Consider the following 20175-nt stretch of genomic DNA (forward strand, 5'->3'; position numbering starts at 1 on the left):
GACAACTTTTTCTTTCTTGACAGATCAAGTTGTCGGTGGGATGGTTTTCTCATGTTGGAAGTCGCAGTCATCGACCGCCCCGCAGCTGCCGAGGTCTCTCTCGATCCGATCCGGCAACGGATTCTGGCTGAACTGGCAGTTCCGGGATCAGCATCCTCGCTGGCACCCCGGATCGGACTGACACGCCAGAAGGTGAATTACCACCTGCGCACTCTGGAAGAACACGGACTCGTAGAGCTGGTCGAGGAACGCAAGCGCGGCAACATGACCGAGCGCATCATGCAAGCGAGCGCCGCGTCGTACGTCATCTCCCCCGCCGCGATGTCCGCACTCGCCCCGGATCCGAGTCGGTTTCCGGATCAACTCTCGGCACGTTGGCTCGTCACTCTCGCGGCACGGATCGTTCGAGAGGTCGGTGAGCTGATCGCCGGAGCAACTGCGGCCGGAAAACCATTGGCCTCCTTTGCCATCGACAGTGACATCACCTTCGCCACTGCTTCCGACCGCGCCGCATTCGCCGGCGAACTCGGCGAGTCGATCAACTCACTCGTGGCCAAGTACCACGACGGCAATTCCGAAGGTGGACGCAAACACCGCCTGGTTGTCGCCCTGCATCCCAGCCTCACCACACCGCACGTCACCACACCCGAAACGGAGCAGTAGCAATGTCCGAGAAATTCGAAATCCGCCGCGAGGTGGTCGTCCCCGGAACTCCCGAACAGATCTGGGCCGCGATCTCGGCAGAGACGGCCGGCTGGATGTTCCCGTCCCCTCTCGAGATCCCCGCCGACGGCAGTCGCCCGGACAGCCCGATCATCGCGGACTGGGAACCGCCCCGCGAACTAGCCATCCACATGCAGGGCCCCGACGGCTGGTTCAACAACCTCGAGTACGTCGTCGAGGCCCGCGACGAGAGCACCGCTGTCGTCCGTTACGTCCACGCCGGAGTATTTGCCGAGGACTGGGACAACCAGTACGACGGCGCGAGCAAGCACACAGACTTCTACCTGCACAGTCTCGGCCAGTACGTTCAGTACTTCGCCGGCAGACCCGTCACCTACGTCTCAGTCGAAGGGCCGGAAGCCTCTTCCGCACCGGAGGCCATGGGAGCACTTCGCGGCGCCCTCGGAATCGCCTCGGGCGCCACCGCCGGAGACACGGTGACGGTGGATGTCCCCGGAATCGGAACCGTCGAAGCAATCATCGACTACATCGACGACTGGTTCGTCGGCCTGCGCACCGAGAACGCATTGCTGCGGTTCTACGGCCGAAATGCCTTCGGCGGCAACGTCGATGCAGCCCATCACCTCTTCGCCGCGGATGCGGACGGAGACGCAGCGACGGCGGCATGGCAGGCCTGGCTCTCCGGCGTGTTCGCCTGAGCCGTCACACTCCCCGCTCTGCTGACACGCGACCGTCGTCGATCGCGGTCAGCAGAGCGGAGTGATCGCGTGCGTTGCGCTTGGCGTAGGCAGCCGCGAACTCTCCGATCGCGAAATCGAATTCGGTTCCCTCACCAAGGTATTCGGCGATCGCAATCCGGTCGGAGGAGCGAGCGTGCGCATAGGCGAGGACCCTCGCACACAAGCGCCCGTAGAGTTCCAGACCCTCCGGAACCATCTCCTCGATGACTGCCGATCCCTTACCGTCACGCAGTTGACGAATGTAGAAATCGTGCTCACCCTCGTCCAGTCCCGGCCCGCGTTCCCAGCCGAGGAAGATGTCGCTCGTAGCCTGCATCAAACGCTGCCCGTTGACGACGCGCTCACCTTCGTTCTTGAAGGTCGGACCGTCGACGTAGCCGGACAGCACCGAAGGCTGCGCCTCCTTGACCTGCAAAATCAGCGGGTCGCCATCGTCGACGCCCTTCATCAGGATCATCCACGCGCGGGTTCCGACGCTTCCGACGCCCACCACCTTCCGGGCGATGTGCGTCATCTCGAAGGCGTCGAGGAGAACGCGCCGATCCCATTGCAGAGTGTTGCGGTACGACCGGACACGCTGACGCAACAAGTCCTCGATCTGCGTGAGATCGGTGCCCGCGAACAACTCGTCTGCCGGAACGATCAAAGGCGGATCACTGATGAATCGCCGACGGCCGTCGACGATTTCGGTGAACTTGCCGGCTGCCTGCACACTGTCGCGGCGACGGGCCTTGTCGAGCGTCGCTTGCGTGCGCGCGACCATTCGCTTCTTCAGGTCGATTTGGAGATCCTCGAGCCCGTCCTCGGGTGCGATGTGCGAGTACCAGACCGCAAGATTTCCCAACCCTGCCTGGGTGATCATGGTTTCCCGGTACTCGGCCGCGCATCCGCGAACGATCTTCTTTCGCTCCTTGCCCGAAAACCCGTTGTCCTTCGCGGCGATCACCAAACTCGCGGCCAGCCGCTTGACGTCCCACTCGAACGGGCCCGGGTATGTCTCGTCGAAATCGTTGATGTCGAACGCCAACTTCCGCTCCGGCGTCGCATAGATGCCGAAATTGCTCAGATGTGCGTCACCGCAAAGTTGACTGCCGAGGCCCGAATCCGCGCTGCGAGACAAGTCGTCCGCCATCACCAATGCGGCACCACGGAAGAACGAGAACCGTGACGCCGACATCCGCCCGTAGCGAATGGGTACCAGGTCCTGCACCCGGGATTTCGCCTGTACTTCCAGCAGCGAAATCGGGTCGCGGTCGCTGTCCGCGAGATCCGCGAGCGCTGCCAGCGGGGTGTCTCTACGCGCTTGGCGGCCGCGCGCCCGCCGCTCGTCGACAGAGAGATGTTCGGTGCGCACTGCTGTCATCTGCCCGACCTTTCACTCGCAACGGCTATCGCTACGAACTCGACGCGTCGGGCATCGCTCGGCCTCCTGATCCGCGCGCCGCGCGTACCAGGAGTTCCGGACTGGACACCAACGCCTTGCGCCACGGAAGTACCCCGTCGATCTCGATCTGAATCGACAGGCTCAGCACAGTTCGAATCAGCACGATCATGCCCAGAACTGCGGCGTCGGTCAGTGACGGAGAAGACGTCACAGTCTTCACCAGATCAGCGGCGACGAGGATCTCGAGTCCGAGAAGGATGACCGCGCCCATGGTCTCGCGCAGCGTGCGAAACGCCGAACTACCGTCGCGTGTTCGACTCCACGCCCGCCCCGCGACCACGAATGCGAACACGAACCCGAGAACCATGGCGACAACACCGAGCACTTCGAACCATTCGGTGACAAGCTCGAAGAACCTGATTTTGTCCATGGTCATGATTCTCGAGGTAATGCACCGATAAGTCGAGGTGACACGACGGAGTCAGCTGAAGATCCGCTCGATGTCGTCGAGCCGCAGCTCGGTGGCGCGAGGGGAATAGCCCGAGCCCCACAGGCTGTCGTCGACGTAATGGACGTTTCCCGAGCGGACAGCGGGAAGGCGCTCCCAGAGCGGGTTCGTCGCCAACTGTGCGCGGACGTCCTGCCGATCCTGGAAGGCGCCCACGATGATCACGTCGCTGGTGACCTGATCGAGTTGCTCCGCGGTCAGTGTGCGCGTGAACTCCTCCGACGTGGCTCGATCGCCGGGGAACTCGAGGGCGTCGAGAAGTGCGTCGACCTGGTTGTAGACGACACCGTTCTCACCGGTACGCAGCAGCGTCACCGACGGTAGCGAGCCGAGGGCCGAGAGTCGATCCTTGATTGCGAGGAGGCGCTCTTCCGTTCTCGCGTTCAATTCGGCTGCCGCTTCTTCGCGCCGGACCGCGACGCCCATCGAGGTGACCAGTTTCTTCATCTCGTCCCACGTGAGGAAACCGTTGAAGCCGGCGAACACCGGCACGCCGGTCGCCGAGAGTTCGTCGTAAGATTTTGCGGCATAGGCATTTCCGGCCGTCAGAAGCATGACGATCAGGTCGGGCGATGCGCCGATGACAGCTTCCTTGTTCCACGTTCCCGCCGTGCCGAGGTTCGGGATGTTCGCAGCCTCCGGCATCGTGCGCAACACCGCGTCACCGCTCACACCCTCGAGACCGAAGAAGCCGCCGACGATCTTCTCCGGCGGCACACCGAGGTCGAGCACCGTCGCCATGGCGCTGACATGGGCGATGACCATTCGCTGCGGATCCGAAGGAATCTCGACACTGCCCGTCTCGTCCTGCACCGTGACGAGACTGCCTGACTCCACGCCGTTCTCGTCACTGCTGCACGCTGCCAGCAAGGTCGCGGCCGCGACACCGAGCCCGGCGCCGAGGAATCCCCTGCGCGTCAGCGCATCGACGATGAGGCTCCACTGCTCGTCTGTATCGAGTGCGGTGCTATCGGGAGCAGGGTCAAGGCAGATCGAGTGCGACACAGTTCGGTCCATTCGTTCGAGAGGTCGAGAATCTCCTCGATTGTGGCTGTCGAACCGTCGAAACTGAACAGGATCTCGAGCCGACTTCTATTGCTATCCGGTCAGACCTTCTTGACGACGCTCGACTTCAATTGCATTGGCCCGATGCCGTCGACCTTGCAGTCGATGTCGTGGTCCCCAACGCCCTGAACAAGGCGGATGTTGCGCACTTTCGTGCCCGACTTGATACCGGTCGGACTGCCCTTCACCTTGAGCGTCTTGACGACCGTCACAGTGTCTCCGTCCGCAAGGACGTTTCCTACCGAATCTTTCACCACTCCCGGAGCATCCCCTGCGCCCTCGGCCGGCGCCCACTCGTGTGCACAGGACGGGCACACCATCAAGGCACCCATTTCGTAGGTGTATTCGCCGGCGCATTCAGGACAAGGAGGCAAGGTGTCTTCCACGTGGATCATCCTATCCAGCGGGTGTCGGATGCCCATTTTTGCACTTCATAGGTCATTCATGGGACAAAAATTGCATTCGATGAAACTTTGCACTCTGTGCAATTATGGATGAAATGGGAACCGAAACACTCGGATTGCGCGAACGAAAGCGAATCGCTACTAGGCAGCTGATCGAGCACACCGCGGTCGAACTCGTCCTCGACCTCGGATACGACGAAGTGACCGTCGAGAAGATCTGCGAAGCCTGCAATCTGTCGACCCGCACGTTCTTCAACTACTTCCCCACCAAGGACGCAGCCATCGGTGGACTCATGCTCGTCGTACCGAATGAGACGACCATGATCACGCTGATCAACGAGCACCCCGATGACCCTCTCCGAGGGGCTCTGGCGGTCTTCGAAGAGGCGATGCAGATCGTCGACGAGCGGCCCGACCTGCTGGCGTACCGCCGCGAATTGTTCGAACGGCATCCCACACTCTTGCAGCAGCACCTGGCCACGTTTCACGATCTGGAGGACACACTCACCAGGCTCTTGACGCGTGAGTTGCGCGGTCGCCCCGAGTATCGACAGCTTCCGGCAGCCACCGCCGCCGAAGACGAGGCCACCGCGACGGTCATCACAGCGGGCGCAGCGATGCGTTACGTCTTCCGAAAGTGGCAGAACAGCGAACGGGCAAGCCCCAGAACCGAACTGCTCGATCCTGCACTACTTCTGATGGCTCGAATTCTCCGCTCCGCGAACTGATTTCACCAGCTGTCACTCAACTAAGGAATTCCATGTCCACTCGAGAAGCTGCGACCGTCGGCCCAGACGACACGCGCACCGACACCGAATCCACGCCAGACAAGCGGTCGATCATCCTCGTTTTTGTCGGGTTGATGATCACCATGCTTCTGGCATCGCTCGATCAGATGATCTTCAGCACCGCCTTGCCCACCATCGTCGGCGAATTGAACGGCGTCAACCACATGGTCTGGGTGACGACGGCGTACATCCTCGCCTCGACCGTCATGATGCCGGTGTACGGGAAACTCGGTGATCTGATCGGCCGCAAGGGCCTGTTCATCGGCGCCATCAGCATTTTCATCGTCGGTTCTGTGATCGGCGGCCTGTCCCACGACATGACCACACTCATCGCGGGGCGCGCTGTTCAAGGACTCGGCGGCGGCGGGTTGATCTTGCTGTCCCAGGCGATCATCGCCGACGTCGTTCCGGCCCGGCAACGCGGCCGGTACATGGGCGCGATGGGCGGTGTGTTCGCCCTGGCTTCGGTTGCCGGTCCCCTACTCGGCGGCTGGTTCACCGAAGGCATCGGTTGGCGTTGGGCTTTCTGGATCAACATCCCCCTCGGCCTTCTCGCCATCGCGAGTGCGATGGCATTCCTTCACTTGCGGAAACCGAATCTCGGCAAACCTCGCATCGACTACCTCGGAATGATCCTGGTCGCGACGGCAGCGACGTGCCTGATCCTGTTCACCACCTGGGGCGGAAACACTTACGCCTGGGGTTCCGGAGTCATCATCGGGTTGATCGTCGGCTGCATCGTGACCGCCGTGGCGTTCGTCTTCGTCGAGAAGCGTGCCGACGAACCAGTAATTCCGATGCACCTGTTCGCTCAGCGAAACTTCGTGTTGACCACCGTCGCGGGTCTGATCATCGGAATCGCGATGTTCGGTGCGCTCGCCTACCTGCCGACCTACATCCAGATGGTGACCGGAAAGAACGCCACCGAAGCAGGACTGATGATGATTCCGATGATGGCGGGCCTACTCGTCGCCTCCATCGGATCCGGTCAGCTGGTCAGCAAAACCGGTCGCTACAAGATCTTCCCCATCGTCGGAACATCCATCGTCGCCCTTGCTCTGGTCCTGCTCTCACGTCTGACGCCGTCGACCTCGCTGCTGGTCTTCGGTTGTTACATCGCCCTCATGGGTATCGGCCTCGGCCTCGTCATGCAGATCTTGATCCTGATCGTGCAGAACACCTTCCCTGCGGCCGAAGTGGGAACGGCCACCGCGTCGAACAACTTCTTCCGTCAGATCGGCGCTTCGTTGGGCAGCGCTATCGTTGGCAGCCTGTTCGCCTCGCGCCTGACCAATCTGCTGTCCGAACGACTACCGGCAAACGGAGGCGCAGCTGGTGGGGACGAGAACTCTTTGACGCCGGGAATTCTCTGGAAGTTGCCGAGCCAGGTTCGCGAGATCATCGTCGGCGCATACAACGATGCGCTTGCGCCGATCTTCCTCTATCTCGTACCGCTGGTCATCGCGGCGGTCGTCTTGTTGCTCTTCGTCAAGGAGAAGCCCCTCGCGACGACGATCGACCGCTCAGCGCCCCCGCTCGAGTAATTTGACTATCGTGGCGTGATGTCGCACGCACCGAATACGTCCAGACGCACTCTCACTGTTCTGGGCGTATTCGGCGTTGTAGTGGTTGTAGCAGTCGCCGGCATTTTCTGGTGGTTCGCCCGCAGCGACGACGCCCTTGCCGGCGAGAACCTGGATTCGTTCCCGGCTGTCGACCACAGCGCACTGACCGCTCAGCAGAGTGCGCTGCTCACCGTCCTCGAACAGGAATGGGAGTCAGGGAGCCCCGGCACCAAGTACGCCGAAGGTGTCGAGGAATCGTGGTGTGCCGATTTCGTGAGCTGGTCGATGAACCAGATCGGCACGCCGTTCTCGAACCCCAACTCAGGCTCGTGGCGCATCCCCGGGGTGTACACGCTGCAGGAGTATTACGAGTCGGTCGACGCGTTTGTCCCCTACGGTCAGGACTACCAACCCAAAGTCGGCGACACGATCCTGTACGGCGACTCGAGCCCATTCGGTCAACACGTCAACGTCGTTCTGGTCAATGACGTCGGCACTCTGACGACCGTCGGCGGCAACGAGAACAACAAAGTCATGCTTCATCGCATAAAGCCCTCGGAAGTTCCGGGAATAGTCGGGTTCGGCGTCATCTGAGCCGAACCCGACCGTCGTTGCTTGTCGAGATAGTGCGAAGTGCAGGGGTGAGGTTGCTGATTTGGCGTTGCCGTTGGATGGCACTTGCTATTGACCAACATTCGGATAATTCCGCGTTTCCGTCGTCGACAGATATTGAGCAAGCGTGAAGAATTGTCCTCGCCAACTAGATTCGTATTGAGCTGTCCCCTACCTCAGACAGGAATTCGATGCGCCCTGGTGAGCTGACCACCCGCGAGCAGATGCAACTCATGGCCCGCGCGGCAGCTGCGCAGGCCATGAGTACCCCGTCGATGCTTCGACTGCGGCTCGGCCGCTACCCCACTCACACGCCCGACCTGCGCAAATGCCCACTCCCCGACACCAGACTGTGCAGGGAAGCGCTCGATCACGCCAGAGGAACCCTCTCCCCCGCGGTCTTGAACCACAGTCTCCGCTGCTGGATCTGGGCCGACACCTTCGCACAGATCGACGCGATCGAGTACGACCCCGAAGATCTCTTCACTGCGTGCGCCCTTCACGATGTCGGACTGGGCGCAGAAGGATCGGCCGAGCATGGGTGTTTCACCTACATCAGTGCCGCAGACGCGGAAGAACTCGCGACCCGAGTGGGAACTTCGGAGAAGTCGGTAGAGCGAATCGGCGCAGCGATCCGTCTGCACATGGATCTGACCGTCGACCGCAGCGCGGGCGGTGACGCCTATCTCCTGCACGCCGCAGCGCATTTCGATGTTGCCGGTCGGCGTGCGGCCGAAATTCCGCGAGCAACTGTTGATGCAGCAATCACGGAGTACCCCCGAACAGGATTCACCGACGAGTTCGCGCAGTCGATGCGGCGCGAGGTCGAGCTCCGTCCGCGCTCTCGCGCGGCGACGCTCTGGAGATCGGGAATGGCCCTGCCGTTGCGTACCAATCCCCTGGACTGGAAGAGCCGGTAACTACGAAAAGTCCTCGAGCACTGCGGTTCGCGGACCTCCCACGTTCCCGGTATTCACCACGCCGACGGGTTCGATCAACATCACCTCCGCTTCCTCCTCGGCGATCGGGCAATGTTCGACGCCGCGAGGTACCACGAACAGTTCACCGGGCCCCAGTGCAACATCTCCGTTTCGCAGTTGGATTCGAATCTGCCCCTTCGTCACCAGGAACATCTCGTCGGTGTCGGCGTGGGAGTGCCAGACGAATTCACCTTTGATCTTGACGATCTTGATCTCGTAGTCATTGAGCGCCGCAATCTTCTTGGGCGACCAGTGCTCGGTGAACTGACCGAACTTCTCGCGAAGCGATACCGCTGTTGCCGAACTGTTCATGTTGTTCCTCCCTCGGGCGCGCCACCACCGCGATGACGACCCCGCCACTCTTCGTCACCCGCGGCAGCTGCGTCTTGTACGTTTCTGACATGGATCCCCACGGCGCTCAGATCACCGCGTGGGCACCGGGCCTCGCGGGAATCACCGAGGTCTTCCATGCCGATTTCGTCGGACACGCCTATCCCAAACACACGCACGATCAGTGGTCTCTGATGCTCGTCGACCGCGGCACGATTGCATACGACCTCGATCATCGCGCTCATGGCGCAGCACCCGAGATTGTGACTCTGTTGCCGCCAGGTATCGCACACGACGGAGTTCCGGTCACCGAGGCCGGTTTTCGTCAACGAATCCTGTACCTCGACACGTCAGTTCTCGGCGAGGTCCTCATAGGCCCGGCAGTGGACAGTCCCGAGATTCGAGACCTTCTGCTGCGCCACCGCATCGATCAACTGCACTCTGCACTCGGCCCAGACGGCGAATCACTCGAGGCCGAAAGTCGCCTGGGGTTCCTCGCTGAAAGATTGAACGAGATCCTCACACCGGCCACAGGCCGAGCCCGTCACACGCCCACCGTTGACGAACGCGTTGCCGATCAACTGCGAGACCTGCTCGATGCGCGACTCACAACGGGAATCACGATGCGGGAAGCGTCGAACATCCTGCAGCGGAACTCCACGTATCTGATCAAGAACTTCGCGAAGCATTTCGGGCTTCCGCCTCACAAGTACGTGACGGGACGCCGAATCGATCTGGCACGACGCGCAATCCTGGCGGGGCGCGAATTGGCGGACGTGGCCGTCGACGTCGGGTTCCACGATCAATCCCACTTGTCGCGGCACTTCGTGAAACACGTCGGGGCGCCGCCCGGCAGGTACGCACGGAACGTGGTCGGCAGAGCGGGCTAGCCACAGCAGCTGGCACCGGTTTCATCGAGCAGAGACTGTTTCCGGTCAGCTGGAGCCTGTGCTCACTGGATGAAAACGGTGCCAGGTCCAGCGATCAAGAAGCCGTCTCGAGGTCGACTAGCAAGAAGTCCTCGCGCCGCGGCCCCCATTCACGATCGGTCAGCTGATACGAGCGCAACGCGCGAGGCGCACGGGCCAACTCGTAGAACCGCTCGGACCCGGGCACGAATTGCCTCGTAGCCCAACCCCAGCTCGGGCCGTGCGGAAGCTTCGGGTCGGGCAGCATGTCGGACTCCAACGACATGAGCCGAAGACGGCGAACCACTCCGGTGGTGGAGGCATTCTCGTCGAAATCGGTCCACTCCTGACGGGCGTTTGTACCGTCACGAGGAGTTCCGGCACATAGTTGCAAAGCGCCCGCGGCATCGATCCGGGACGGCACCGGTGATTCGGCGTCGAACATGAATTGCAGCGCACCGTCGCGACCGATTGCCGGCTGGACCGGTTCCCGTATGTCGGAGCCGTCGCGAGGCAACCTCCACTTCAACGGTTTCGAACTCGTGCGCACTTCCGCCGTCGAGACCCACGCCGGCTCGGCGACCGCCCATCTGCGCGGGCTGTCGACATTCCACGAGAGTCCCCACCGGACGGTCTCCCCCACTTCGGGAGGAACAAACCACCTAAGACGCAGAGCGTCGACCACTACCGGCGTGATCATCGTGTCGAAGTTCGCCGACGCACCGACCATTCGACCGACTCGACCGCATCGTCCAGCCCGAGAACCACGCGAGCTGCGTTACGTCCCTGATCGAAGAGGGACTGGCGAACTGTGGTCAAGCCGGCGTCCGATGCAGCTGTTGTGTCGTCCCATCCGACGACTGCGACATCGTCGGGCAGCGCGAGGCCGAGTTCACGGATCGCGTCCAGAGCCCCCAGAGCAAGTTCGTCGCTCATCGCCAGGATGACATCGGGCCTTCGGCTCACCGGAACGTCGAGCAAGGACCGAGCCATCCGAGACCCTTCGCTCCGCTCGTTGACGGTGACGACCCCCACCCGCACCGAGGACCACTCGAGGCCGGCGTTGCGGACGCCGCGTTCGTAGCCCTCGAGCCGATGGCGGGACACCGGAAACAACGCTTCACCTGGATCCACGTCCATCCGAATCTCGGACCGACGCTCACGATCCCACGGAAGGCTGATCACCACAGGCCGCTGCGCCTCCGACAACCCGACCGCCGCGATCGCAACGGCGCCGGCAACATCGTCCATCCCGACGAGATCCACACCCTCGTGCAGGGGCCCACCCTGGATGCATGCGGGTTTTCCGGTGCCGACGATCGCTTCGAGGATGGGATCGTCGAAGACGGTGGTCCAGACGACAAAGCCGTCTACTGCTGCGTCGCGAACTCTGTCGACGTCTCCAGGTTTCCCCGAGTTCGGCAGCATCATCAACCCGGCGTTCGCATCCAGGCACGCTTCGGCCACTCCCGAGAGAAACCGCCGGGCTACTGCGTCTTCGAAGGCGTAAGTCAGCTTCTCGCTGAAGACGACCGCAATGTTGTTGAATTTCCCGCTTCGCAAGGACTGCGCCGCCCGGTTGGGGCCCGCGTACTCGAGTTCTTCAGCAGCCGCGAACACCTTGGCCCGCGTTGATTCCGACACGCGCTCGGGCTGTGCGAAGGAGTACGACACCGACATCACCGACACCCCTGCGGCCTTGGCGACGTCGGCCATCGTCGGTCGACTCGAACGCTGCGCACGTGTGGCCATGAGCATCAGCATAGCGAGTGCAAAATATCGATTGCGCAGGTGTGTATCGATACATGTATCGTTACACAACATGACCGCTCGACTGCCCAAGGCAACCACGCTCCGGCTGATGACCCTGGCCGGAGCAGCCTTCGCCTACGTGACGGCCGAAATGCTCCCCGTCGGACTGCTCAGCGAAATATCGACGGACCTCGACGTCACCGAAGGGCGTGTCGGCCTATTGCTGACCTTCTACGCATACGGTGTCGCGGCCTTGACTCTTCCGCTGATCGGAGCGGTCAAAACCTGGCCGCGCCGACGCGTCGTCGTTCTGACGGTGGCCACCCTCGCGGTGTCGCAACTGGTCGCAGCGTGCGCCGTCAACTATCCGATGCTGGTGATCGGACGATTGCTCTGCGCTGCGACGCACGGAGTGTTCTGGGCTGTCGTTGCCCCGGTCGCAGCCACCCTGGTTCCGCGCGGACAACAGGGCAAGGCAATCGCGATGGTGTATGCCGGAACGTCTCTCGCTTTTGTTCTCGGGGGTCCACTTTCCTCGGCGATCGGCCAATCCTGGGGTTGGCGAACTGCGTCGGCGGCAATCGGTGTGGTGGCGGTGATCATCGCATTCTCGCTGCATCGTGCGCTGCCTGAGATGCCGGTCGACCAGCGCCATCGGAACAAGCGAGACAAACCGAAGCCGACACCGGAGATGAGACGGGCACTCGCCGTCATCTGCGCGGCAACGCTGTTCGCCGCCCTGGGACAGTTTGCGTCGTACACGTTCTTCACGCTTCTCGTGGAGGAAAGCCTCGGCTCGTCCGGTGGCATCCGTACCGCGATGCTTCTGGTGTACGGCGCAGCGGGCGCCGTCGGAGTGTGGGTCGCGGGCAAGTACTACGACCGCAGACCGCGCCTCTTCACGCTCATCTCGATCGCGACGGTGGCCGGCGCGCTGGCCATTTTCTGGCTCCTGGCGCCGTCGATGGGAGCGTTCGCCGTCGTCGCCACGATCTTGTGGGGCGCGGCGTTCACCACCGTTCCGATCTGCCTCCAGTCCTCGGTTCTGCGCGCCGTCCCGATCGGGACCGACCGTGCCTCCGCCATCTACGTCGTCGTGTTCCAGATCGCGATTGCAACAGGCGCTCTGCTCGGTGCGGCCGTCGTAGACAGTGGTGGGCTCTCACATCTGGCGGGCATCGGGGTCGCCCTGATGATCGGTTCCTTGGTGATAGTCGGGTTCGGGCGACGCGCGTTTCCCCAGGAACCGGAACGGTCTACTCACTCCCCCACCGACGCGCCCGCGGGCATCGCGTCGTAGATCAGGGTGTATCGCCAGAACAGTCGTCTCCTGATCCTGCTCCCTGGCAAACACGACGCGGCCGCGCGCCGAACGTCAGCCATCGACTCACCCGGGTCAGCGGTGGGAGCCGTCATCGCCTTCAGCGACTCGGAGGCAACCCGTCGATGCTTGACGACGCCGACGACGGGATTGCAGACGGTCGCCAACACCGACAGGAGCCCGTCGGTGGCTGTGGTCGATCGATAACACCCGACCACGACGAGCCGGCCGCTCGGTTCGAGCAGGCCGCGCAGCCGCTTCATCGATTCGTCGAGTGGAAGATGGTGCAGCGCCGCGACGACCGTGATCGCGTCGTACTTCGCCTCGGATGCAAAGTCCTCGATCCGCCGTGCGTCGATGATCACGTTCTCGTCGTGGACAAACCTTGCGCGCACGGCGGCCGAGGTCGTGGGGTCGGGTTCCACACCGACCACCACGTCGAATCGCCGACGCAAGAGTTCGATCAAATTGCCCGTCCCGCACCCCACGTCGAGAGCACGAGCGGACCTGACCCCGCGCAGATTACGTAGAATCCATCGGCCGTAGTGATCGTTGTGACTCCAGGGATGGCGTCGGTTGAAACCGTCCAAGCGAGCGATCACACCCATACCCGACGGTATCAATCCGAGCCCCGGCACCGGCCGTCACAACCGCGGGTCGACCGGCTCCGATTCTAGAGCCAACACCGCGAACACGGCCTGGTGCGCTCGCCACAAAGGTTCACGGTCGACGAGCCTGGAGACTGCCTCCATGCCGAGCGCGTACTCGCGCAGCGCCATCGACTGCTTGTGCCCGAGGTTGCGATTGCGTAGCCGAGCAAGCGTCGACGGTTCGAGGTAGTCGGCACCGTAGATCAATCGCAGGTACTCCCGGCCGCGAACCTTGATGCCCGGTTGTACCTTCGCGTTGTAACCCCGCGGTCCGTGGATCTGATTCGCCAGAGGTTTGACGACCATCCCCTCACCACCGTCAGCGGTCAGCGACTCCCACCACTTCGTCGCTTCGGACACCGAGTCCTCGGAACCGAGATCGACCACCAGTCGACGCGTGGTGGTAAATCGATTCGGGTCGGCCGCGGCCAGGCGGTCCGAAATACCGAGGTGCCATTCGTGATCCCGTTCCCCGTACGACTGGCCCTCGGTCGCAAGAATCTGGAAGGGCGCGATGGTGACGCCGTCCAGTCCGTTCGTCGGCCACACATACCGTCGGTAGGCCTCACCGAAGCGGTCGATACTGGCAGCCCGAACAGTTGTCTGTTCGAACATTTCCGCCACGTCCAGGCCCCGCGAACCTGCCTGCGCCAACACGGCCTCGCGAGCGGCGAGGTCTGATCGCCCTGCCGCCGCGACCGACGCGTACTGCGAGCGCAGCAGACCCTCCGCTTTGACGTTCCACGGCAACAGTTCGCAGTCGAGGAGCAGCCAGTCGGTGCCCAACTCTTCCCACAACCCCGCTGCTGTGGCTGCGGCGGCGATGTCGTCGATCAACTGCTGAGTCAGGCCGTCGCCGAAGAACTGACGGCCGGTGCGGGTGTGCACCATCCCGGTGAGCGAATCCGGTGCGTCGAAGCGGGACTGAGCAACCGATCGATCACGGCACACGAGCACCACTGCCCGCGAACCCATGTGCTTCTCTTCGCAGATCACTGTTCCGATTCCGCCGGCCCGGTATGCGTCGAACGCGGTCGACGGGTGTTCCAGATAGTCGTCGGATTGGGCCGTCGCGCAGGGCGCCATGGTCGGCGGTAGGTACCGCAGCCATTGCGGGGCGACCGCGAATCGGCTCATCACTTCCAAGGCGCCGGCGGCGTTGTCGGTGCGAACGGACACTCGCCCGCGCAGTTCGGTGTCGACGCCGGTCGTTTCGAGGACGTCGGCGAGATCGAGCACATCCGGATCGCGAGTCGGCGCAGCCAGCGGCACCACCGGCTCGTACCAAACCCGCTCCGCCGGAACCGACACGATCTCTCGTTCCGGGTATCGAAGAGCGGTGAGGGATCCACCGAAGACGCACCCGGTATCGAGGCACGCGGTGTTGTTGATCCATTCCACCTCGAGCACCGGCGTGTGACCGTAGAGGACCATGGCTGATCCTCGGTAGTCCTGCGCCCACGGGTATCGAACAGGCAAGCCGAATTCGTCAGTCTCACCGGTGGTTTCACCGTAGAGCGCAAAGCTTCGCACCCGGCCGGACGCCCTGTTGTGGTAGTCCTCCTTGAGACCGGCGTGTGCGACGACGAGTTTGCCGTCGTCCAGGACGAGGTGCGCCACGAGGCCGTCGCAGAAGTCGACGACGCTTTCGCGGAACTCCGCCGACTCGGCGGCAAGCTGCTCGAGCGTCTCGGCCAGTCCGTGACTGGCCGTGACCTTCTTACCCCGAAGCGCTTTGACGAGTTTGTTTTCGTGGTTACCCGGAACTGCTATCGCATGACCCGCCGCGACCATCCCCATGACCAGACGCAGCACACCGACCGAGTCCGGTCCCCGATCCACGTAGTCCCCGAGGAAGACGGCAGTTCGCCCGTCCGGCGGCACGGCATCGACAGCGCGGCCATCCGTCCCGTAGTCGAGGGTGTAGCCGAGTTTCACGAGGAGCGACTCGAGCTCACTTCGACATCCGTGGATGTCGCCGATGACGTCGAACGGGCCATGCTCGACACGCAGATCGCTGCGCAGCGGGTGGCGCGAGAATGTGGCTTCGGAAACCTCGTCCTCACCTCTGAGGATGTGAACCGAACGGAAACCTTCCTTACCCAAACCTCGGAGCGAGCGAGTCAACTGTTGGTGCTGGCGGCGAATGACGTCGCGTCCGAACGTCCGATCAGAGCGAGCGTCGTTTCGTGCCGAACACACCGATTCCGGAACATCGAGCACGACTGCCACCGGCAGTATGTCGTGCTCGCGTGCCAACGCAACGAGCCGCTTGCGCGCAGCGGGCTGGACGTTGGTCGCGTCGACAACCGTGAGACGTCCGCGTCGCAGACGCTTGGCTGCGACGAACTCCAGCACTTCGAACGCGTCGGACGTCGATTCCTGTGAGTTCGGATCGTCACTGACCCACCCGCGGAAGGTGTCACTCGAGAGAGTTTCGAAGTCACCGAAGTGACGCGCCGCGAAGGTCGACTTTCCCGAGCCGCTGACACCGATGAGTACTACAAGAGCGAGGTCTGGAATCTCGTACACCGTCATGACGTTCGTGCCTCCTTCGTGAAGATCGCCATCTGCGTCGGCCCGCCGAGGGCCGGATCGATGGCTCCGACGAATTCGAACTCCACGGAATACCCGTGGGCTCGGGCCGTTTCGGTTGCCCAGTCGCCGAATTGGGTTCGGGAGAACTCGAACCTGTGGTCCGGGTGCCTGAACTCTCCCTCCGCCAACGCCGGATACAGCACGTTGTAGTCGGCATTCGGAGTTGTCATCAGCACGTACTGAGGTGCTGCGTCCACGAAGACCGATCTGACCAGGGCAGGCAACCGCGCAGCATCGACGTGCTCGATCACTTCCATGAGCACGGCTGCGTCGAAGCCTTTCATCCGTGCATCGCGGTAAGTCGCCGACGACTGCATCAAAGACACCCGTTCACGCTGGACGTCGGACATTTCGGTGAACTTCAATCTCCGCTGCGCACGCGTCAGTTCGCGCGCGCTCACGTCGACCCCGACAAGTTTGTCGAATCGAGCGTGCGGCATCAGTGCCTCGATCAGTTTCCCTTCGCCGCAACCGATGTCGACGATCGTTCGCACGGGCAGTCGCTGAAGTGTCGCCGACACTGCGTCGATGCGAAGCCTCGCCAGCGGCGGATCCGGTCGCGGTACTTCGATCTGCGCCTCGGCTTGTTCGGGAATCAGTCGATCGACCACCGATTCGACCAGGTCGCGTCGACGAGCCAGGTAGCGGGACATGATCAGCGCGGAATCCGGATGCGACGCCAACCACTCTCCAGCGACGCGGATCAATTTGCCTGCCTCGTCGGGTCCCACCCAGTAGTGCTTCACGTCGTCGAGGACCGGCAACAGCACGTAGAGGTGCCGCAGGGCGCTCTGCACCGTGTGTTCCCCGGTGAGCGTCAGCGACACGAAGTCGGAGTTTCCCCACGTCGGCAGGTGCGGATCAAGCTGCACCGGTATCGCGGTTACATCCCAGCCCAACGGCTCGAACAGCCGACGAGGCAATTCCGCATCGCTGCCACACGGAACCACCGGAATCGAGACGGTCAACGCTAGTTCGGCTCCGACGAGTTCCGGGTGCGACTTGCACGTTCCCGTCAACGCGGTGCGAAACAGCTTCGACAGGGCAACCGAGAGGATGGACGACGCCGCATACGGCCGATCGTTGACGTACTCCCCCAGCGAAAAGTTGTCGCCACTCTTGCCGCGTCGATACCTACTCTGCACAAGTTCGATGGGGTCGACGTCCACAATCACTGCCACAGTTGTCTTCTCGGCCGAGGACTCCGGGTACAGAATCGTGGCGGTGCCGATCGCCAAGTCGAAGCTTTGCACGCGGTCGGGATGTTTGTGCAGCAGGTAGCTCAACGCGGTCGCATCAGGAGTCTGCGAGGTCGGGGTGGACGTCAGTGTGAGTAGCACCAGGCGAATGTAGCCCGGCAAACGTCCGGGGCGCCTCCGATTTACGCGCCCACGGCCGTCAGAACAAGGTGAGAGCTGCTCCCGCACCCACCAGTTCCCGAGGCGCCTCGCGCGATTCGATGCCGGCTGCACTGACGTCTCGATGCTCCGAGCGACCACCCAACCCATGACGCTCGACCAGTGGCTCGACACGGCTTGCAAGCCAGCGCTTGTACTCGGGCGTGACATACGCACCCCGCCCGTACAGCTCGCGGTAGCGACGGATGAGCGCCGGGTGTTCCTGAGCAAGCCAATTCATGAACCAACCCCGAGTACTCCCGCGCAGGTGCATCGGAAAGACCGTCACGCTGCTCGCGCCTGCCTCCGACAGTGCCTCGAACAGACCGTCGAGGTGACTGGTGGAATCGGTGAGGAACGGAATGACCGGCGCCACCATGACATTGCACGAGAATCCGGCATCGGTGATGGCGCGGATCATCTCGAGACGCGCCCGCGGCGACGGGGTACCAGGCTCGATCTGCTTCTGAAGGGCTGCGTCGTTGATCGCCAACGACACTCCGATTCCGACGTCGACCTGCGCCGCCGCCATTTTCAACAGCGGCAGATCCCGTCGGAGCAGAGTTCCCTTCGTCAAGATCGAGAAGGGAGTTCCCGATTCGGTCAACGCGCGAATGATGCCGGGCATCAAGCGGTATCGGCCCTCGGCTCGCTGATAGGGATCTGTGTTGGTGCCCAGTGCCACCGCCTCCCGTTTCCAGGACTTTCGCGCCAACTCCTTACGGAGCACCGCGGCGATGTTCGTCTTCACGACCACTTGGGAGTCGAAATCCGCGCCGGCGTCGAGGTCGAGATACTCGTGACTCGGTCTCGCGAAGCAATATCGGCATGCGTGCGAGCAACCACGAAAAGCGTTGACGGTGAAGCTGAACGGCAACGTCGACTCTTCGGGCATCTTGTTGAGCGCGCTCTTGCAGAGCACCTCGTGAAACGTGATTCCCTCGAACTCGGGAGTCTGCACGGAGCGCACCAACCCGGCCCGTTCGAGTCCGGGTAGCGCTCCGTCATCTGCATCCAATGCCTGACCCGACCACCTCATGGCCCCAAGTCGAACACTTGTTCTAAGCTATGTCAAGATGAAGCGAATAGCCGACCGTGCCTCACCACGGCCGGTGAGTTGTTGGCACAATTCCTCGCATGTCGAACACAAGCACGCCGAACAGAATCAACATTTCGTCCGGTTCCGAATGGGAACCGAAGATCGGTTACTCCCGCGCCGTGCGCATCGGTAACCAGATCGCAGTCTCCGGCACCACCGCTCCTGGTGAGACCCTCACCGATCAGACCCGCGCAGCGCTCGAAACCATCAAGGCAGCACTGGCCGAGGCAGGCGCCACCCTCGGCGACGTCATCCGCACTCGCATGTACCTTCGCGACATGACGCAGTGGGAGCAGGCCGCTCTCGCCCACGGCGAAGTGTTCGGCGAAATTCGTCCCGCCACCACGATCCTCGAGGTCAGCTCGCTGATCGACCCCGCTCTGCTCATCGAGATCGAGGCCGACGCGGTTATCAGCTGATCGCCAATCCGGACATTTGCGGAAGTGGGCGCCTAGTCTGAGCCGATGACACCGATGCGGCTGTATCCGTTGACGCTCGCGCTCGGCATCACCGTCACTTTCCTCGCGTCCACCTTCCTCTCGCCCGGCTCTGCACTCGCAGATCCGGGCGAGAGTCTTTCGACGGCCTGTGGCAGCCCGCTGAGCAATGCCGAGGTGGATCGGGTTGCCGAACTCAGTGACGTCACGACGCTGACCGGCGCTGGACTACCGCGTCTCGAGACCGCTGTCGAACGTCATCGGGAGATCACGTCGATCCTCGTCTCACACCATGATTGGCGAGGCTTGTTCTCCGTCGGCCTCGACGCTGTGGAGCACGAGGCGGTGATGCCGCTGCAGCGAGACCCTGCGGCCTTCGACGATGACGAGTGGGCCCATTCGGTCAGCTACGAATTGCTGCGCAGGTACCTGGTGAACGTCCATGCGGAGTTCACCGGCACTCCCACCGATCCGGCGTGGAGCAACTACTTCACCCTGACCCGTCAGTGCGACGCCAGTCCGGCACGAGTCGCCATGGCCGGCTACAACGCCCATCTCACCGTCGATCTCGCTCACGCCGTCGCCACATCCGGAACCACTGCGGAGGATGTCCCCGATTTCTACAAGATCGTCGATTCCATTGCCGTCAAGGGTGGTTCGATCGTGACCCTCACCAAGGCCGAGTACGACGCCGATCTGGGGCCGCTCTGGCGGTTCTACTTCGTCGGCGAAGGACTCGACCGATTGGCCGGAAACTCGCAGCCCTCGGAACTACTGCTCCGCGCCGCCGACAGCGGATACAACACCATCACACTGGCCAACGGATTCGCCCTCCAGAATCCGCAGACACGTCCCGGCGCAGAACAGGAGATCGACGCGCTCTGGCGTACTACAGATTCCGCTCTCGACGTACTCTCGCGACTCGGTGGTCTCTGACATCTCCCCCTCCGCTC

At 62.5% G+C, this 20175-nt stretch carries 21 protein-coding genes; 10 read left to right on the forward strand and 11 right to left on the reverse strand.

The window, feature by feature from the left end; translation table 11 throughout:
* The first annotated feature begins 51 nt into the window (after positions 1-51).
* Positions 52-663 carry a helix-turn-helix domain-containing protein gene (locus G8767_RS11730; RefSeq protein ID WP_124568650.1) on the forward strand — a complete coding sequence of 204 codons (612 nt, stop codon included), beginning with the start codon at positions 52-54 and terminating at the stop codon, positions 661-663.
* Positions 664-665: 2 nt separating this feature from the next.
* Positions 666-1382, forward strand: a complete 717-nt coding sequence (locus G8767_RS11735; protein WP_166810226.1) for an SRPBCC domain-containing protein — start codon at positions 666-668, stop codon at positions 1380-1382.
* Positions 1383-1386: 4 nt separating this feature from the next.
* On the opposite strand, the gene G8767_RS11740 is transcribed toward G8767_RS11735, so the two are convergent.
* The 4 genes from G8767_RS11740 to G8767_RS11755 all read right to left on the reverse strand — a co-directional run bounded on the left by G8767_RS11740 (position 1387) and on the right by G8767_RS11755 (position 4767).
* A complete protein-coding gene (locus G8767_RS11740) occupies positions 1387-2787 on the reverse strand; it encodes a DUF2252 domain-containing protein (protein ID WP_124568651.1) in 1401 nt (466 codons plus the stop codon).
* Between the two features lie 31 nt (positions 2788-2818).
* Positions 2819-3238 (reverse strand): DUF1622 domain-containing protein, encoded by a 420-nt coding sequence (locus tag G8767_RS11745; protein WP_166810260.1) that lies wholly within the window; start codon positions 3236-3238, stop codon positions 2819-2821.
* Between the two features lie 51 nt (positions 3239-3289).
* Entirely contained in the window at positions 3290-4321 is a 1032-nt protein-coding gene (locus tag G8767_RS11750; protein ID WP_346842980.1) for an ABC transporter substrate-binding protein, read from the reverse strand.
* A gap of 101 nt (positions 4322-4422) precedes the next feature.
* Positions 4423-4767 carry a zinc ribbon domain-containing protein YjdM gene (locus tag G8767_RS11755; protein ID WP_346842981.1) on the reverse strand — a complete coding sequence of 115 codons (345 nt, stop codon included), beginning with the start codon at positions 4765-4767 and terminating at the stop codon, positions 4423-4425.
* 113 nt (positions 4768-4880) lie between these two features.
* Here G8767_RS11755 and G8767_RS11760 point away from each other — a divergent pair, with 113 nt between their 5' ends.
* The 4 genes from G8767_RS11760 (at position 4881) to G8767_RS11775 (ending at position 8670) form a co-directional block, all read left to right on the forward strand.
* Entirely contained in the window at positions 4881-5513 is a 633-nt protein-coding gene (locus tag G8767_RS11760; RefSeq protein ID WP_166810228.1) for a TetR/AcrR family transcriptional regulator, read from the forward strand.
* A gap of 32 nt (positions 5514-5545) precedes the next feature.
* Positions 5546-7117 (forward strand): MDR family MFS transporter, encoded by a 1572-nt coding sequence (locus G8767_RS11765; RefSeq protein ID WP_095970230.1) that lies wholly within the window; start codon positions 5546-5548, stop codon positions 7115-7117.
* A gap of 18 nt (positions 7118-7135) precedes the next feature.
* Positions 7136-7732: a CHAP domain-containing protein gene (locus G8767_RS11770; protein WP_206029208.1), complete on the forward strand. Its 597-nt coding sequence runs from the start codon at positions 7136-7138 to the stop codon at positions 7730-7732.
* A 209-nt stretch (positions 7733-7941) separates the two neighbouring features.
* Positions 7942-8670 (forward strand): HD domain-containing protein, encoded by a 729-nt coding sequence (locus G8767_RS11775; protein ID WP_166810230.1) that lies wholly within the window; start codon positions 7942-7944, stop codon positions 8668-8670.
* Here G8767_RS11775 and G8767_RS11780 read toward each other — a convergent pair whose 3' ends face one another.
* Positions 8671-9042, reverse strand: a complete 372-nt coding sequence (locus G8767_RS11780) for a cupin domain-containing protein (RefSeq protein ID WP_095970233.1) — start codon at positions 9040-9042, stop codon at positions 8671-8673. It abuts the gene before it with no gap.
* Between the two features lie 89 nt (positions 9043-9131).
* Here G8767_RS11780 and G8767_RS11785 point away from each other — a divergent pair, with 89 nt between their 5' ends.
* Complete coding sequence (locus tag G8767_RS11785; RefSeq protein WP_166810231.1) at positions 9132-9950, forward strand: AraC family transcriptional regulator; 819 nt, start codon at positions 9132-9134, stop codon at positions 9948-9950.
* A gap of 94 nt (positions 9951-10044) precedes the next feature.
* Here G8767_RS11785 and G8767_RS11790 read toward each other — a convergent pair whose 3' ends face one another.
* Both G8767_RS11790 and G8767_RS11795 read right to left on the reverse strand, forming a co-directional pair.
* On the reverse strand, positions 10045-10698 hold the full coding sequence (locus G8767_RS11790; protein ID WP_166810232.1) for a hypothetical protein: 654 nt from the start codon (positions 10696-10698) through the stop codon (positions 10045-10047).
* A complete protein-coding gene (locus tag G8767_RS11795) occupies positions 10665-11720 on the reverse strand; it encodes a LacI family DNA-binding transcriptional regulator (protein WP_240952159.1) in 1056 nt (351 codons plus the stop codon). Before G8767_RS11795 ends, G8767_RS11790 begins: the two co-directional genes overlap by 34 nt.
* Before the next feature lie 70 nt (positions 11721-11790).
* Between G8767_RS11795 and G8767_RS11800 the strand changes: the two genes are divergently transcribed.
* On the forward strand, positions 11791-13020 hold the full coding sequence (locus tag G8767_RS11800) for an MFS transporter (RefSeq protein ID WP_166810234.1): 1230 nt from the start codon (positions 11791-11793) through the stop codon (positions 13018-13020).
* Here the strand turns inward: G8767_RS11800 and G8767_RS11805 are convergent.
* Genes G8767_RS11805 through G8767_RS11820 form a run of 4 tightly spaced genes read right to left on the reverse strand, consistent with a single transcriptional unit; the run spans position 12981 to position 18725 of the window.
* Positions 12981-13649 carry a class I SAM-dependent methyltransferase gene (locus G8767_RS11805; protein WP_166810235.1) on the reverse strand — a complete coding sequence of 223 codons (669 nt, stop codon included), beginning with the start codon at positions 13647-13649 and terminating at the stop codon, positions 12981-12983. The genes G8767_RS11800 and G8767_RS11805 overlap by 40 nt on opposite strands.
* A 36-nt stretch (positions 13650-13685) precedes the next feature.
* Entirely contained in the window at positions 13686-16229 is a 2544-nt protein-coding gene (locus G8767_RS11810) for a polynucleotide kinase-phosphatase (RefSeq protein WP_166810236.1), read from the reverse strand.
* On the reverse strand, positions 16226-17650 hold the full coding sequence (locus G8767_RS11815) for a 3' terminal RNA ribose 2'-O-methyltransferase Hen1 (protein WP_166810237.1): 1425 nt from the start codon (positions 17648-17650) through the stop codon (positions 16226-16228). Before G8767_RS11815 ends, G8767_RS11810 begins: the two co-directional genes overlap by 4 nt.
* Positions 17651-17687: 37 nt before the next feature.
* Complete coding sequence (locus G8767_RS11820) at positions 17688-18725, reverse strand: Rv2578c family radical SAM protein (RefSeq protein WP_095970241.1); 1038 nt, start codon at positions 18723-18725, stop codon at positions 17688-17690.
* Positions 18726-18823: 98 nt separating this feature from the next.
* On the opposite strand from G8767_RS11820, the gene G8767_RS11825 reads away from it, so the two are divergent.
* Positions 18824-19204, forward strand: coding sequence for a RidA family protein (locus G8767_RS11825; protein WP_095970242.1), 381 nt, complete (start codon positions 18824-18826; stop codon positions 19202-19204).
* 54 nt (positions 19205-19258) lie between these two features.
* Positions 19259-20158, forward strand: a complete 900-nt coding sequence (locus G8767_RS11830) for a DUF5995 family protein (RefSeq protein ID WP_124568684.1) — start codon at positions 19259-19261, stop codon at positions 20156-20158.
* Positions 20159-20175: the final 17 nt, after the last annotated feature.

It is taken from the genome of Rhodococcus sp. IC4_135 (genome assembly GCF_011602025.1).
Taxonomy (GTDB): Bacteria; Actinomycetota; Actinomycetes; order Mycobacteriales; family Mycobacteriaceae; genus Rhodococcus_F; species Rhodococcus_F baikonurensis.

Bases quoted from the DNA above. Each gene is read 5' to 3' on its own strand.
- G8767_RS11790 (WP_166810232.1), bottom strand. From the start codon at position 10,698: ATGGTCGGTGCGTCGGCGAACTTCGACACGATGATCACGCCGGTAGTG.
- G8767_RS11780 (WP_095970233.1), bottom strand. From the start codon at position 9,042: ATGAACAGTTCGGCAACAGCGGTATCGCTTCGCGAGAAGTTCGGTCAG.
- G8767_RS11760 (WP_166810228.1), top strand. From the start codon at position 4,881: ATGGGAACCGAAACACTCGGATTGCGCGAACGAAAGCGAATCGCTACT.
- G8767_RS11745 (WP_166810260.1), bottom strand. From the start codon at position 3,238: ATGGACAAAATCAGGTTCTTCGAGCTTGTCACCGAATGGTTCGAAGTG.
- G8767_RS11810 (WP_166810236.1), bottom strand. From the start codon at position 16,229: ATGACGGTGTACGAGATTCCAGACCTCGCTCTTGTAGTACTCATCGGT.
- G8767_RS11735 (WP_166810226.1), top strand. From the start codon at position 666: ATGTCCGAGAAATTCGAAATCCGCCGCGAGGTGGTCGTCCCCGGAACT.
- G8767_RS11740 (WP_124568651.1), bottom strand. From the start codon at position 2,787: ATGACAGCAGTGCGCACCGAACATCTCTCTGTCGACGAGCGGCGGGCG.
- G8767_RS11785 (WP_166810231.1), top strand. From the start codon at position 9,132: ATGGATCCCCACGGCGCTCAGATCACCGCGTGGGCACCGGGCCTCGCG.
- G8767_RS11830 (WP_124568684.1), top strand. From the start codon at position 19,259: ATGCGGCTGTATCCGTTGACGCTCGCGCTCGGCATCACCGTCACTTTC.
- G8767_RS11730 (WP_124568650.1), top strand. From the start codon at position 52: ATGTTGGAAGTCGCAGTCATCGACCGCCCCGCAGCTGCCGAGGTCTCT.
- G8767_RS11775 (WP_166810230.1), top strand. From the start codon at position 7,942: ATGCGCCCTGGTGAGCTGACCACCCGCGAGCAGATGCAACTCATGGCC.
- G8767_RS11765 (WP_095970230.1), top strand. From the start codon at position 5,546: ATGTCCACTCGAGAAGCTGCGACCGTCGGCCCAGACGACACGCGCACC.
- G8767_RS11770 (WP_206029208.1), top strand. From the start codon at position 7,136: ATGTCGCACGCACCGAATACGTCCAGACGCACTCTCACTGTTCTGGGC.
- G8767_RS11820 (WP_095970241.1), bottom strand. From the start codon at position 18,725: ATGAGGTGGTCGGGTCAGGCATTGGATGCAGATGACGGAGCGCTACCC.
- G8767_RS11805 (WP_166810235.1), bottom strand. From the start codon at position 13,649: ATGGGTGTGATCGCTCGCTTGGACGGTTTCAACCGACGCCATCCCTGG.
- G8767_RS11800 (WP_166810234.1), top strand. From the start codon at position 11,791: ATGACCGCTCGACTGCCCAAGGCAACCACGCTCCGGCTGATGACCCTG.
- G8767_RS11825 (WP_095970242.1), top strand. From the start codon at position 18,824: ATGTCGAACACAAGCACGCCGAACAGAATCAACATTTCGTCCGGTTCC.
- G8767_RS11795 (WP_240952159.1), bottom strand. From the start codon at position 11,720: ATGGCCACACGTGCGCAGCGTTCGAGTCGACCGACGATGGCCGACGTC.